7 protein-coding genes are annotated in these 14,844 nt (G+C 50.9%); 5 read left to right on the forward strand and 2 right to left on the reverse strand.

From position 1 onward, the window contains the following. Nucleotides 1-119: 119 nt before the first annotated feature. Nucleotides 120-8,732 (forward strand): hypothetical protein, encoded by an 8,613-nt coding sequence (locus AC6I8V_RS23880; RefSeq protein ID WP_497846874.1) that lies wholly within the window; start codon nucleotides 120-122, stop codon nucleotides 8,730-8,732. A gap of 276 nt (nucleotides 8,733-9,008) precedes the next feature. Next, nucleotides 9,009-9,251, forward strand: coding sequence for a hypothetical protein (locus AC6I8V_RS23885; protein WP_497846875.1), 243 nt, complete (start codon nucleotides 9,009-9,011; stop codon nucleotides 9,249-9,251). Nucleotides 9,252-9,293: 42 nt separating this feature from the next. Here the strand turns inward: AC6I8V_RS23885 and AC6I8V_RS23890 are convergent, their stop codons facing one another. Continuing rightward, nucleotides 9,294-9,698, reverse strand: coding sequence for an H-NS family histone-like protein (locus AC6I8V_RS23890; protein ID WP_497846876.1), 405 nt, complete (start codon nucleotides 9,696-9,698; stop codon nucleotides 9,294-9,296). A 502-nt stretch (nucleotides 9,699-10,200) separates the two neighbouring features. Here AC6I8V_RS23890 and AC6I8V_RS23895 point away from each other — a divergent pair. Beyond that, on the forward strand, nucleotides 10,201-11,040 hold the full coding sequence (locus AC6I8V_RS23895; RefSeq protein WP_497846877.1) for a MetQ/NlpA family ABC transporter substrate-binding protein: 840 nt from the start codon (nucleotides 10,201-10,203) through the stop codon (nucleotides 11,038-11,040). Between the two features lie 45 nt (nucleotides 11,041-11,085). On the opposite strand, the gene AC6I8V_RS23900 is transcribed toward AC6I8V_RS23895, so the two are convergent. Further along, complete coding sequence (locus AC6I8V_RS23900; RefSeq protein ID WP_497846878.1) at nucleotides 11,086-11,856, reverse strand: GntR family transcriptional regulator; 771 nt, start codon at nucleotides 11,854-11,856, stop codon at nucleotides 11,086-11,088. Between the two features lie 79 nt (nucleotides 11,857-11,935). On the opposite strand from AC6I8V_RS23900, the gene AC6I8V_RS23905 reads away from it, so the two are divergent. Then, nucleotides 11,936-13,219, forward strand: a complete 1,284-nt coding sequence (locus AC6I8V_RS23905) for a M20 family metallopeptidase (protein WP_497846879.1) — start codon at nucleotides 11,936-11,938, stop codon at nucleotides 13,217-13,219. Between the two features lie 18 nt (nucleotides 13,220-13,237). Next, nucleotides 13,238-14,836: an ABC transporter substrate-binding protein gene (locus AC6I8V_RS23910; protein ID WP_497846880.1), complete on the forward strand. Its 1,599-nt coding sequence runs from the start codon at nucleotides 13,238-13,240 to the stop codon at nucleotides 14,834-14,836. Nucleotides 14,837-14,844: the final 8 nt, after the last annotated feature.

The following is a 14,844-nucleotide window of genomic DNA, read 5'->3' on the forward strand; positions in this document are numbered from 1 at the left end:
CAGGGTTAGACCTGTAAAAAATTCATTTCCCACGCCTGTTTTTTTCTCGATCTGGCACTACAGTTGATTTGGCCTGTCAGGCATGGATATTTTATCAGAAATTATAAGGAATGTGAAAAGTGAGAACCTGCAATTTACTTTCTGATTTTTTTAATAGCGACTCAATCTATACTGGCGTACTTGATCTCCATAATGTTTTGATCGGTTCGGTGAGAAAGATAACTAATGTGCCGATAAGCGTGATTGGCAATCAGGTGGCGAAAATCATTCCGGAAACCGACTTTTTTGTTTTAAAAACTGAAGACGACTATAAAAGCGATAATTATCCCTATAAACATTATCTTCATTTATCGATAGCGATAAAGATTATGATGCGGGAGAGCAATAAGAAACTCCTGGATAAACTTTATCAGCCAGAAAAAAGATCACGCGCAGAACAGGCAACCCGGAATTTTTTCGATTTGATTGGCCTTGAACCCGGCACTCCTCTTGAGGTGAATCAGGCAGTCTTCAGGCGTCTTGTTAAAACACTGAAAAAAGGCAATGCGTTACGCAACCCATCGGCAGATGCGCGCCCGACGCTGATAGGGCGCGATACGGTGCTGTTGAGTTTTTTTTCTTCTTTTATTTCACCCAAACTCATTACATTGCCTTTAATTAATAAAGGAATAAAGTCTCTGGCGGTAAAAGGCATCTCCCTGCTATGTCCGCCGCTGGCGGGAATGATTAATTACATTAGCAACTTCAATCCGGTGGGGGAATTATTTCCTGATATATCAATCGAAGAAAATTCACGTCGAATGCAGAGGGAAATAAAGTTGCGTCATCATTCCCCACGACAAAAAAATCGTGAGGAAATAGCGGCGCAGGAAAAAACGGGATCTCGGGAGGAAAGCGGTCATTCGGGTACTTCATCCAGTAGAACACGCGCGAATACCCCACTTCTGGGAGGATTAGGCTCAATGGCGTTGACCGCCAATAGCCAGCTCCCCGGAGGCAATATGGCCCGACTCACCGGCGTCGTAACGGCACTGGGTGCGGGTTTGTACTTTGGCTATCAATATCTTTCTTATAACGATAAAAAGACACCTGTTGTAGCGGATGATGAGCTGGAGAGTCAGCATGAGGTATCTGCCGGCAACAAACCACCTGCCTATAGTCTGACCGGGAACATCGCGGTAGATATCAGCTGTTATAACACCACCAGCAAAGTCAGAGAGTTGCTCCATTCGGATAAGACCGGCCTGAGATTGGTTGACGAGTTCAGCCAGTATATTTTTGATGAATACGGCGATTTAAATATCAAACATGCCGGAAATATAATAACCAACTGGAATATCACCGCCTTCACTCATCAGGATCGGGATGAGATGAATCTGTTCCTAACCTATGTTTTTTCTGTCTTGCTCACGCCGCTGGGGAAAAAGAATGCGGTAAATCTCAATAAACTTATTACCGCGTTAGGTATACGGGTTAACGATATATGGCAAAAGAATGCAGATGGTGTAAGAAACAACACTATCACGCAGTCGCTTGAACAGCTTCGCTCTTATGCTTCAAGAGTATTGGTCAGCACATTAGGGGTTATTGATTTAACCAAGTTAGAAAAGCTAATCCAGTTTTTCATTGTCCAGTGCGCCCCTGATTTTGTCCAGTTCGAAAATCATAAAAGAGGCAATGAATTGGTGATTTCGAAAGGTATTCATTACTACTGGATTAATATGGGGATGCGCTATCCGGAAAATAAACGTATGTCGTTTGAAAATTTCCAATCCGCGCTAACCGAAGGTGAAATTACGGCATTTATGCTGGCAAGAGGCAGACAGTATAAAGTGCTTATCGAGCCTGATCAGGAGCAGGCCCGCTACGAAAATTACTTCAGAAAAGTTAATCAGCATTTTTTTGCTTACCATGAAAAAGATGTCGAGCTTGAAAATGTGCCGACCATCACTTTTGAAGATATCATTGAAGTAAACTACCTGCCGCTGGGAGTGAACACCCGGAAGCCGATGAATTTTGACCAGCGAACGTTGCAGGTGCATGGAAGACCTTACCGCGATCCGGTCATTGAACATCTGCCGGAATATAAAAATTTCGGTGATGTCATCCGTGGTTACCCGGATGGGATGCAGGCTGTCTACGAACGCATGCCCAATATGATTCCGATGGCTATGCGCAACCATATATCAACCGATACATCGGCATTCACCCTGCGAGCACATCCCAAACGAGATGAGTTAAAAAGCGAATATGAAAGTCTCTCCCGAATGGTGGATGAAAAGCATGTGGCGCTTTATGAAGAAGTTTTCACCATGGGGATGCAGCTGACTACCGCCGCGGAAAAGAGTTTTATTTATGATGAGAATGTCGAAATCATCACCATTGAACTTGATAATAAAAGATTTAAACCGATTCGTTTAGTCTTCATGTCAAAAGCGACAAGACTAATGCCAAATCTGGCTGAAACGATGGTTTACAACAGCCGTAAAAAGTATGCGTTGAGTATTTTTTTTGCAGCAATCCATAAAGTTACCGGGGAAAAACGGTTCTTTTGCGCTAATGTTGAATCGAGTCGCATTCATCCACAGTTGCCCGTGAAACGGCTGCTGGTGAATAAGACGGAAGACATCCTTACCTTAGAGGACGAATTTCTGGATGAGCAATATGTCTTTGAGGATGGAAAGCAATTCTGGGACCCCTGCGAGCCGATTATTGAACCGACCACCTCCTTATTAAGTCCACCGGAAAAAGCCGGGCTATTTATTAAGGAACATGTACAACTCGCCAAAGCGAAATGGTGTGCATTCACCCGACCCGCTAAGCAAATTGTCGTGCTATTTTCAGAAAAAACACTGGGACCGGCGAAGATGGCGATGCCGATGATTATTGCCAGGGCCGTTGAAAACCGTAAAACTCTCCGGGCCTATCAAAAGGAAAAACTTTACAGGGCAGGTGAAACAAAAAGCGAGCAAGAGGAGAGAAAAGGAGCGTGGGGCATTATCGCCGATAAGCTGCCGCTGAAGCCCTGTTATGACCTGGGTAAAGATTTATTCTTTAACTATGAAGATAAAGAAGTTACCACAGCGGCACAGAATATTGTAGAAGCTGGGTTGTGCGGGCTGGATATTCTGGTCCCGGTCGGCATAATGAAAAATTTAATGGCACTTGGGCATGGGGCAAAAATTTTATGGGTTAAAGTGATACAGAAAGAAGCCGAAATTAAATTACTGAGAGAAAGCATAAAAATCGCCTATACCTTACCCCAGACCAGCAGACAACGTTTTTCGGAAAAGATCTTAGGGAAGATTATTGTCATTGAGCAGGAAGTCGTTAAGCTGGAGGGGGCAATAAAATCGACGAGGGATGAAATTTTCAAGGCGGCATTGTTATTATCATCGACGCCCACGACCACGATTTATCCCCTCAGTAATGCCAATTTCATCAATTCCCTTCCGGCTATTCTTGCTATGTTCAAGAAAGAAATGAAGGAACTGTATTCTGTTATGAAAATATTACCCTTTGAACGCTGGAAATCTCCAAAGGGTAATATTTCTGAAACTGAAAACTATGCGTTACCCATACCACCTAAAGGCCAGATACCTTGCTATTCTGAAGGGAGTCAGCCTAAGAATGTCACGGTAAATATATTTGATATTCATATGAAAAGCCCTGAGCTGTATCAGGACATGTTTTTTGCTGCATTGAATTCCAGTGATGTCCTGGACATCATCGCTACCGCGAAAAATGGCGGCTGGAAAATAGCTAATGACTATGATCAAATGGCAATGTATTGCTTTTGTGCTTTTGCTGTGCCGGTAGGGGTGTATGTCAGCGAGATCCTTGAACTTGAAAATTATTACCGACTGAACACCAACACCAGCGTAATAAATGCACCTTTGTTTTATAACTACTTCAAAAGAAACTTAAATCATAACGCAACGATTGGCAATATTATATTGACCACCGAGCAAAATCTGCTCATCTCTCAGGCTGTGGAAACAATTGATAAAGTTTTTAAGAGTAATATTCAGGCGTTCGAAGATAACTATATTTATATGCTGACCGATCGATTATTCAGTCAGGATGCTGATTTGTTATTGCGTGCTGCTATCGGGAGTGAAGATGAGAAAAAAAGTGCCGGAAGGTTTTTGCAGCAAGAAATATACTATGATCTCGATAAAACAACGTTTTATTCTACACGTACGTCTGCGCAGGAAAAATTTCACATTGAGGTGATTGATTTTTTTACTGACTTTATTGCCCAGACGCTCAGAGAGCGGCCCGCCGCGATAACATTATTTAGCCAGAACCTGGCAACCTTTAGCCACCGCAACGAACAATACCGGCGTCTGCATCCAGATTCCGTACTGCTCACGCCGGGTGATTTTATTACTACGCGCGCAAAAATAAAAAGTTCCATCGCCAGAATCTATGAGAAATACTCGCGCATTGAATACAGCGCCAGAGTGCTGGCAAACTATGAGATGGATGAGTGGTCTGGCGCTAGCGCACAAGCCGACTGGATGGCGTTATTGCAGGAGTATATGGCGCCCGAGATGCGCTTTCAGGATCTTAAATCCTTTCTTGCTGATGTCACCAAAAAAGTGGCTGCGGAATGGCAGAAAGCGCTGCGTAATGCAGCCACGTCGCGGGAGATCAAAATTATTGATGCCGACGCGCTTAAATCTGAATTTCTCACTCTGGTGAAGAATGTATTTAAAGAGTGTTGTGCGCTCCACCCTTATCTTTTGTTTAGCCAATATTATCTGGTTGATGATGGCAGTTGGTTTACTTTCCTGACCAACGATTTTATTTCTGAAACGCACCGTCGCTCCCGACGTCAGGTGTATCGCGAACATCCTTTCTATCCGCTACCGTCGGTGGACGATCCGGCGCTGATTGAGATAATGATTTCGCCTCATCAATATTTGCAAACAATAAGTGGCGTTGAAGATAACCGATTATATAAAACGTCATTAAATAGTCTGGTGCACTATTTTGTTTATTATTCTCAGCTTCCTTTCCACGAACGCCTCTATGGACATCATATCACGCCGCTTTCACCGGAAAGGGTCTCATCCAGAGATGTGACGATGCTCATTAATATGATCATTGATGAAAGCGGAGCCATCATTGACAGCCAGAGAAGGGTGCTTATGCGCTATTTGCCGCGCGATATGTTACTCGACGAAGATCGGTTGCTCCAGCTGCTCAGCGATATCTTCCATCTGTCTTATCCTGCTGCGCCCAATTTATATCATTGGATTTTCTACCAGCTGCAAAGTGAGATAAATTCGCCGGACGTGACGCTGGCACAGTTAACAGATGCGAATTTTATTCACCGGCAAAGTAATGAACTCAGCCAGCTCTATCAACAGATTCTTGAGATCAATGATGGTGCGACGACGCAGGCAGCGCGACGTTATATCACGCTGGCAATCCGTCATCTGCTGGCCTTCTCGGGAAAACTCTCTGCGATCGATCCGGTTCTGACAAACAACTCCCTGAGCAATGCATCCGCACAACAGCTTTGTCTCGGCGCCATCATCGCCAACCAGCTCCGGTTTGGCGCTGTTTCGCACGGAAACCTGCTGCATTTATTTAGCATTGCCCTGCGTGATGCGGGCATCGTTCCCTTTGCCACATCGGCGCTGCGGCAGATGGCGCTTTTCACTATGCCGGGTCGTCATTATGCGGAAGACGTCCTTAAGTTGCTGGCTTCTCATCTGGAGCAGACCGCTAAAATGCAGACGTTTATCCTCGCCTGCGTCAATGCCAGCCAGGCACTGGCGGCATTACTGGCTGAATTAACATTCGCCACTGTTTCACCTGAACAACATCAGCAGCTGCTTGCTCAGGGTGGCAGCGCCATTAAAAGTCAGCAAAATTTGCTGACACAGGTAATACCGACGAAAAAAGAGCTGCAATGGCGTGAGGCACGTAACCGGGGAGCATTAACCTTCACCTGGTATCAGGCCGGGGGACCTGACCGGGGAATGCGACTGGCGGGAATCGGTTTCGACATCCGGAACGCAGAAGAGGGGCTGCTGCTGCCTTTAGCACTGCCACTGCCCGTTTTAGGTGCTTTACGTCAGACACCCGCCGTGCGCACGGATGACGCATTAACCCACCTTTGCTTTGGTGATGGAATATCGCCAACCCTCAGCTTTAACCGCAGCGCGATAACCCCCGCCGCCAGCAACACCGGGCAGGATGAGAGCGTGAGCGCCACCTTCAGTCAGGATCTGAAATCCAGGTTACAGGATCATTTACAGCTCCTCGCAATGGCGACAAATGAGGCGGAATTTAACAGCAGAAAAATTCAGACTGAAAAGTGGCTGACGCAGCACTTCCCGTTTTTTGGCGAGAATGACGTCATGGTCGAGCAGGTTCAGTCTGAGCGCATCCTCTCCCTGGCGGCAGATCCTGACGTGAATCAGTGGAAAATTCGCAGCGTTGCCAAACCGGCAACTATGTCAGCAGTGGCATACGTTGAGCAGGCCATTACCGGCGTGATGGGGAAATTTACCGACTGGCCAGCGGAAGCGGCTTTGTTAAGTTCCCGCCGGGAGTCTGGTCATCTCCCATCCCCGGCCGCACTGCCGGAAAGCGGCTTCAGCGGCATCTGGTGGGAACCGATGCGGCTGGTTTGTTACCTCGGCTTTAACCATGACGGTCAGCGGATGCTGTACGCCAGCCTGGTGGAAGATCGTGAGGTGCTGTACCCGCTAGCCGACGCAGCCGTGCATGGCAGAATCTGGGCGTCGCTCTCCCTGAAACAGGAATTAACTCAGGACGTTGCTGCGTTACGCAGCGGCCAGCTGCCCGCACAGATGTTTTTTGCCCAATCCGTCCCGCTGGCATGGCGTAAACTGACAAACCAGACTGTGGAGAACTGGCACCTGATGTCCGATGACGCGGCCAATGCGCTGTTCAGCCAGAGGGTATTTTCCCCGGATTCCTATCTGCAATCTGAGAATGGCGACAATGCCACCCTGAAATTGACCCCTTATACGCTGCAATATCACAACGGGGATTTGGTCTTTATCTTCAGTCACAATAATCACCGCAACATCATGTACCGCGTTCTGGATACTCAGGGTGAACTTCAGGAATTTCTCACTGAACGGACTGACTGGCCGCAGCAGATTGACCCATCCGCCAGCATTCCACCGGAACAGTCGTTTGGCGCGACGATGCAAAGATTCCTGGCCGATGAGCAGCAAAAACTGATGCCTGACTTTGTGGCGCTGCTGAACGTCACCGAGCAGCAGCAGCTAACGACGTCCTGGCGACGTGAAGAGGCGGCACAGCGTGAATATCGCTGCTTACTGGGGGATAAGGCGGTGGGCATCCCGTTTCGCCATAAAATTTGTAGCGAATCACTGGTCGATTTAAATCAGTATTTGATGGCTGGCGGGCGAGGTCTGGCTACCGAATTGCAAAATAGCATGGAAGAGAATATTGAGCTGACGCCCGGCATCTGGAATGTCTCGTCCTGGTGGGATGCTGATCTGTATGACGACAGGGCCTGTAACCGCACCCTGGCGGATTTAGAGATAAGAAGAAAATTGTTTACGGCGCTGGAAAAGTACATAAGCAGAAGTGTTTATGTACAGAAGCTGCCAACCGTCGCTGATTTCGCCTGGGTCGGAGAGGGGAAGCGCATTCTTGTGCGTATCATTGAGGCTATCGGGTGGTTCAAATCCCACCAGGCGCCACGCTTATTACCCCGTGAAGAGATGACGCGCTGGCAGCAAAGCTGTCTGGCGCAGAATAATTTTTTCAGTCATTACGGTCAGCTGCCGCATGTAACCGCGGATATCTTTATGCAGCCCTGGGAATATCAGGTTGATGAACACTGGACGGATATCAATTATCTGTTCTGGCAGCAGACGCTGGATCAGCTGCGGCTGTTTGCCTCTGGTGTGCCTGCGGCCGAAGCGTTGTTGCGCAGGTTTTTGCCGGATGCGGACATCCGGCAGCACATGGCGCATTTTCAGCAGACTATCAATGGCCCGTTAGCCTACTGGCAGCAGCCTCATCAATCTGGCCAGCTACTGATTATCCGGCCAAAAACAGCCTCTCAGGGATTACCTTTAGCGCAGGTAAAACGCAGGCAACCGGCGGGGTTGCTACTGTCGGCATGTGCGGGAGCCATCTCTGGGAGAGGAACCCTGGCGCCCCTGGCGCTCAGCCCGGAACAATATGATGATTTGTCGCTGGAAAATGCGGCGTCAGTGCGTAACGCCTCCGCCGAACTGCGCGTCGCGGGCGTCAATGGTGAACCCCGGTTACTGAAAGATTTTGTTGTCTGGACTAAATATCGGCTTTCCGGTCCGCTGTTTATGAATGAACTTTCCGGCGCGGGATTCTTATGCCGCTTACAGCAGCGCATTAATCAGGTGATGGCAGCTGAAGCAGAAGGGTGGAGTGTCGAAGAACGTGATTTTTATACTGCGCTGAGTACCACGCAGTTTCTGAAAATCGAAGATTTTGCCGTTGATAATAAGGTTCATCGGCTGGATTTTTTTAAAACGTTGTTTGCCAGCGATTCGCTGGTTACGCGCCTGATTATGCCCGATCCTGAAATGGTCTTTGGACTGCTGTGTGATCTGCACCCGGAGTGGGGTGAAAAGGACATCCGCTATGAATGGTTTTTATTCAGGGAAACCTTTGGCGTGAAACCCGACGGGGTGCTGCGCTTTGCGCCTTATCTGATCGGTATATAATCAGGGGATAATCTCGCGCTGGGGGAACCTGAACATTATCGCGTTCAGACATTGCATCTGGATTTAGCTGACGGGCGGCGTCACTATAACGTGTGGCTGGGTCCCGCCGTGTTTAACGCAGAAGCGCGGACTTTTGATTACACGGCACCGGGCGAAGATGTGCCGGGTTGATCACATCATTCCCTGGGTAGAGAGCAAGGCTCCTCCTGTTGGTTTCATTATTATTTTTCAGCCGCGCCTTCGCTGCTTTGGCAAAACCAGCGTATTCTGCATCGAATGCAGCAGGCCAAACCCCAGCGGTTTGCTGGTAAATCGCTGGTTTTAATGAGCGGGGATAACCGCATTGATTACCCGGCGGCACTTTATCCTGAAGCTGAACGTGCGGAAGCGACGCTGATAAACATGATGAGAGATCGGGGAAACGACCTGCGCGTTATTCGCTATCACGGTCAGGGGCATGGGGATGTATTTGGCTTATCACTGCTGGACACCGTAAAAAAAATGTCACAGTGCTGCTAAAAAAGGCGATGCACTTAAATAACGGTGCATCGCCAGAAATGATTAGATCAGGAAATCATCCAGGCTTTTCTTGCCTTTATCAATCGCTTCTTTGATTACCGCCGGAGTACGACCCTGTCCGGTCCAGTTTTTTTCCTGGCCATTCTCATCGATGTATTTGTATTTCGCCGGGCGAGGCGCACGTTTTTTTCGCGTCTGACTGGCGCTCTGCAATGCCCCAAGAAGCTCGTTAGGATCAATACCTTCTTCCAGCAACAATTCACGATACTTCGCCAGTTTTTCTTCTTTTGCCCGCACGGCGCTTTCTTCGGCCTGGCTTTCATCGCGGCGCTCGGCAACAACAACACTTAATTTTTCCAGCATTTCTTCCAGTTCAGCAAGATGCAGGTCACGCGCCTGAGCGCGCAGGGTGCGAATGTTGTTTAACGCCTTAAGAGAATCACTCATAAATATCTCCAGATAAAAGTCTTGAGTCGGTGAACGAATAAAATTTAACAAATAAATGTCGTGATAAAAGGTATATGAAAGGAGATTTTGATGTCCTCATTTTCATGTCAATAAGTACATCACAGTTAGATCGTAGAATAAAGTACAAAAAATCTTATTTGCACGCTTCGCTTATAAGATCTGTCTCACAACTTTAACCTCATTCATTTTTTTAAAAGATTTTTGCCGGGTTTTACCTGAAGCTTTCTCCAGCGAAAGTTTATTGCTTAAACCTATGGAAAAATGTCGGCCTTGCCGTCTGGCTTACAATGATAAGCAGATAATATGAAAGGCACCGCAGGTTCGCCGTTTGCGCAAAATCAGCAAGGTTACGCCAATTGCTTGTTTTATAAATAACATTCCCGAATAAATCATAATACAGCGCCTGGCAACTCAGTATACTGCCGCTATCTGTCGTTGCGGCAGTAAATAATAAACTTCTGATATCATTCGGGAACAACTTATGCATACCACTCAGGCAGCAGCCAAAAATAAACTGACCCCCGTGGTGTTAGCCACCGCAGGGATTTTCCTGTTGATAAGCGCGGCGTTGTCATCAATGCCTGGCGCGCAGGCCGCAGATAAATCCGCCGTTAAGGTGGGTATTATGAGCGGCGAGGACGAAGACGTCTGGCGTGAAGTGGTGAAGCAGGCCGCCAGTAAAGGGCTGACGGTAAAAACAGTGGTGTTTAATGACTACAACCAGCCAAACGAAGCATTACAAAATGGTGAAGTTGATGCCAATGCATTTCAGCACCAGCCGTTTCTCGATAATCAAATAAAGGTCAATCATTACGATATCGTCCGCGTCGGTGATACGGCGGTGTGGCCAATTGGTCTCTATTCGAAAAAAGTTAAATCAACTGCCGATCTCCGGCAGGGAGCGGTTGTTGGCGTCCCTAACGATCCGGCGAACGAAGCCCGTGGACTGAACTTATTGCAGCGCGAAGGGGTATTGAAACTTAAACCGGGTGCCGGCATCTTCGCCACCACTGCGGATATTATCGACAATCCGCGTCATATCGAAATCAAAGAACTGGATTCCGGTATTATCGGACGCTCGGTGCCGGATCTCGATGCCGCGATTGTAAATACCGACTGGGCACTGAAAAGTGGACTGACAAAACAGGATCGTATCGCGCAGGAAGCGGTGAAAAATAATCCCTATAACAATTTCATCGCGGTGAAAAAAGAGAACGTGAATGCCCCCTGGGTGAAAACGCTGGTGGCGTCGTATCAGAATGATGCGGTGAAAAAAGTGTTTGATGAAGTTTATAAAGGAACGGGCATCACCGCCTGGTAAGGCGATCATTATGAGGCGCTGAAAGGCGCCTCCATTGCCGTCTGATCATCGAATCTCATTCACATACATAAAATGCTCGGTGCTAAAGCGGTGATGCGCGAGGATCACCGGCACCGCGCTTTGATCATACGACACCTCATCAATCACCATCACCGCATGGGGAAGGGTCAGCTCCAGTAAGCGGGCGTCTTCTGCCGTCGCCAGACAGGCGGTGATCTGCTCACGCACCGCCGCCACGCGCACGTCATAGCGTTCAAACAGATAGCGATACAACAGCGGCGGCAGCGCGTCCGGGCCGGGGAAATCAGGCAGCCGCGCAGCCGGCAGCACCAGCGCTTCATGCATGGCGGCATAGCCATTCACCCGACGCAGTCGCCACAGTCGATAAACCTCATCACCCGCATTGATTTGCAGCTTCCCGGCCTCCGTCGCCGTGGCGAGATCCCGCTGGTAATCCAGCAGCAGGGTCTGGGATTGCAGCAACCCTCCCTGTTTATCGTGCAGGCGGAAATATTGAAAAAAGTGGCTCAGATTATGCAGCGGCGCCCAGCCGGTAACCACCGTACCGGTTTTACGTCGCCGCATCAGCATCCCTTCGGTGGTGAGTGCCGCCAGCGCCTTACGGATAGTACCGACCGACACGCCAAAGTCCGCCGCCAGGCTGTTTTCGCTCGGTAATACCGTGCCCGGCGTCAGCTCCCCTTGCAGGATCGATTCGCTGATATGTCGCTTCACCACCTCGTACAGTGGCGCCCCTTCGCCATCACTCAGACGACCGAAACTGAGCACATCCTGTTCGTCATTCTTTTTTTGCATAGTTCGGATTTCCGGTTGACCGCCGCGCGTTAATTGCATTATCTATAAACTATATAGAAATACAAGATAAGCGACAGAAATGGCCCACGCGACTCCCCTTGAGAAGGCGTTCAGCGTCATCGCCGATGACGGTGCTGCGATGATCGATGACCTGCAACAGATGCTGGCGGTGGATACCTGTTTTCCGCCGGGCAACGGCTATGCGCAATTTGCGGACCTGATGACCGGGCTGCTGACGCCGCTGGAATTTCAGTTTCAGCGCGTGACGGTGCCGGAGTCGCTCTGGCAGGCACCGGACGGCAGCGCGCAGGGGGAACGGGTGAACCTCATCGCCGCGCTGGCGAGTGGCGCGCAGGAGAACTGCAACCTCTACTTCCACGTCGACACCGTCCCGGCCGGGGATGGCTGGCGCTTTCCGCCGCTGGCTCTGACCGAGGCCGAAGGCAGGCTGTATGGCCGCGGTGCCGCCGATATGAAAGGAACGATCGTTGCGGCGCTGGCTGCGATTCGCGCAGCGCGACAATGCGGGCTGCGGCTGCGTTTCAACCCGGTTTTCCTGCTGTGCAGCGATGAAGAAGGGGGGCTGTACCCCGGCATCCGCTATCTGGCGGAGCAGCAATGTTTCCACGGCCATATGCTGAGCTTCAACGGCGGCGCGGTGCCGCGCATCTGGGCGGGCTGCTTTGGCAGCATCGATCTGAAAATCATCGTTACCGGACGCTCCGCTCACTCCGGCGATCCGGTCGGCGGTATTAACGCCATCGAAGCCGCGGTGCCGCTGATGAACGCGCTCCATCAGCTGAAGCAGCAGGTGGAAATGCGTGAATCCGCCATGCCGTCCCCGCCACATTTCGCCGGAAAACCGCTCACCTCGCGCCTGACGCTGGCGGCTGCCCACGGCGGCAGCAAAGGCTCAACCATCCCGGAACGTTTTGAACTGCTGATCAACCGTCGCTATGCCCCCGAAGAGGCATTCGCGGACGTCTGGCAGGAGCTGGTGGATTGCGTGAATCGGGCGATGGCAGGCACCGCCGCGCGCGATGTCACCCTGCAAAAGATTGGTCATCTGGCGCCGGTGTCCGATCCCGGCGGCCCGCACTGGCCGCGCTGGCAGGCGGCGCTGAGCCGGGGGTTTGGTTTTGACGCAGCGGATTTCGCTGCCTGGGGATCGTCCACCAGCTCGGATATGGGCTGGGTGCAGCAGGCCGGTATTCAGGAAATTTTGCTCGGCGGCCTGGCCCGCCCGGATAACCGTATTCACGCCGCGGACGAGTACACCACCATGGCGGATTTAGTCGCACTTGCGCAGTCCATTTTGGCCTATCTGGCCGATGATTTTTTGCCAACCCAGGGTCACCAATAAACCAGTGAGGAAGAGAAGATGTGTGCAATGAAAGGGTTAAACCGCCGGCAGTTTATCGCCAGTTCCACCGTCGTGACCGGCGCAGCGTTGCTGCCGTGGTCCTTTTCCACGTCTGCGGCGACCGTCTCCAGCAGCACGGTGGGTGGTACGCCGCGTAAAGGTGGCGTGTTGCGCATCAGCGTCGATCAGGCGGTAACCATGCTGAATCCTCAGCAGGCGCGGGTAAACCCGGAATATCTGGTGGCGGAGCTGCTGTACAGCGGGCTGACGCGTCTGACCCAGGAGATGAAAGCCGAAGCCGATCTGGCGCAATCCTGGCAACCCAGCGCTGACCTGAAACAATGGACCTTCACCCTGCGTCCCGGCCTGCGCTTCAGCGATGGCTCGCCGCTGACGTCGGCCGATGTGGTCGCCAGCCTGCGGGCGATTCTCGATCCGAAAAACGCCTCGCCGGGCCAGCACAATATCGGGCCGATCAAAACGGTCAGCGCGCCGGATGCGTCAACGGTAGTGATTGAAACCGACGCGCCCTACGCCGATCTGCCGGTGATGCTGGCCTATCCCGATGCCAAAATCATTCCCGCCAGCATCGCCGGTGGCGATCTGACCAGACTGAACAAAGAAGCGCTGGGAGCCGGGCCGTTCAAACTGGTGTCGTACGACCCGGAACGCAAAATCGTGGTGGCGCGTAACCCGAACTACTACGACCCGCAGCGCCCTTATCTCGATGGCGTGGAGGTGATGGTTTATCCCGATGGCGTCGCCGAGAGTTCGGCGCTGATCGCCGGTGATACCGACCTGATGCTGTCAGCGCAGTCGAGCGAATTTACCCGTCTGTCGAAATCGGCGGGCGTCCAGCCGCTGCGCGTGGCGTCCGGCCAGTTCCTCAATATCAACATGGGCTGCGATCAGAAACCCTTTAACGATGCGCGCGTACGTCAGGCGCTGGCGCTGTGCGTTGATCGTCAGGCCACGGTGGATTTCGTTGCCAACAGCCTGGGCACCGCCGGGGAAGATAATCCGGTCAACAGCGCCTATCCCTTCTTCGCGCAGCTGGCGAAAAAAGCCGTGGATTACAGCAAAGCCAAAGCGCTGCTGGCTGAAGCCGGATATCCCAACGGGCTGGATCTGAAACTTATCGCCTCGGATAAACCCTCAACCCGCACCCAGCTGGGCATTGCGCTGCGTGAAATGGCGAAACCGGGCGGTTTCCGCATTGAGGTGCAGACCATGGCGCACAGCACCTATCTCGACCAGGTGTGGAAGAAAGGCAATTTCTATGTCGGTTTCTACAATATGCAGCCGACGCCTGACGCGGTCTTCTCCCTGCTTTACACCTCCAGCGCAGCCTGGAACGAAACGCGCTGGAATAACGCCGAATTTGATGCGGCAGTGAGTGCCGCGCGTGAAACCGCTGATACGGCACAGCGCACCAGCCTGTATGGCAAAGCGCAGCAGCTGATGTACGACGAGGTGCCGTCGCTGATCCCCACCTTCTTTGATCTGCTGGCGGCCAGCCGCGATTACGTCGGCGGCTACCATCTGCATCCGCGCGGCGCGGTGTTCCGGCTGGATCACAGCTGGCTGACGGATAAAGCCCCGAAACGTACGGTTTAAGGAGCGAC

Source organism: Pantoea sp. X-Soil-TKNS-1207 (assembly GCF_059730485.1).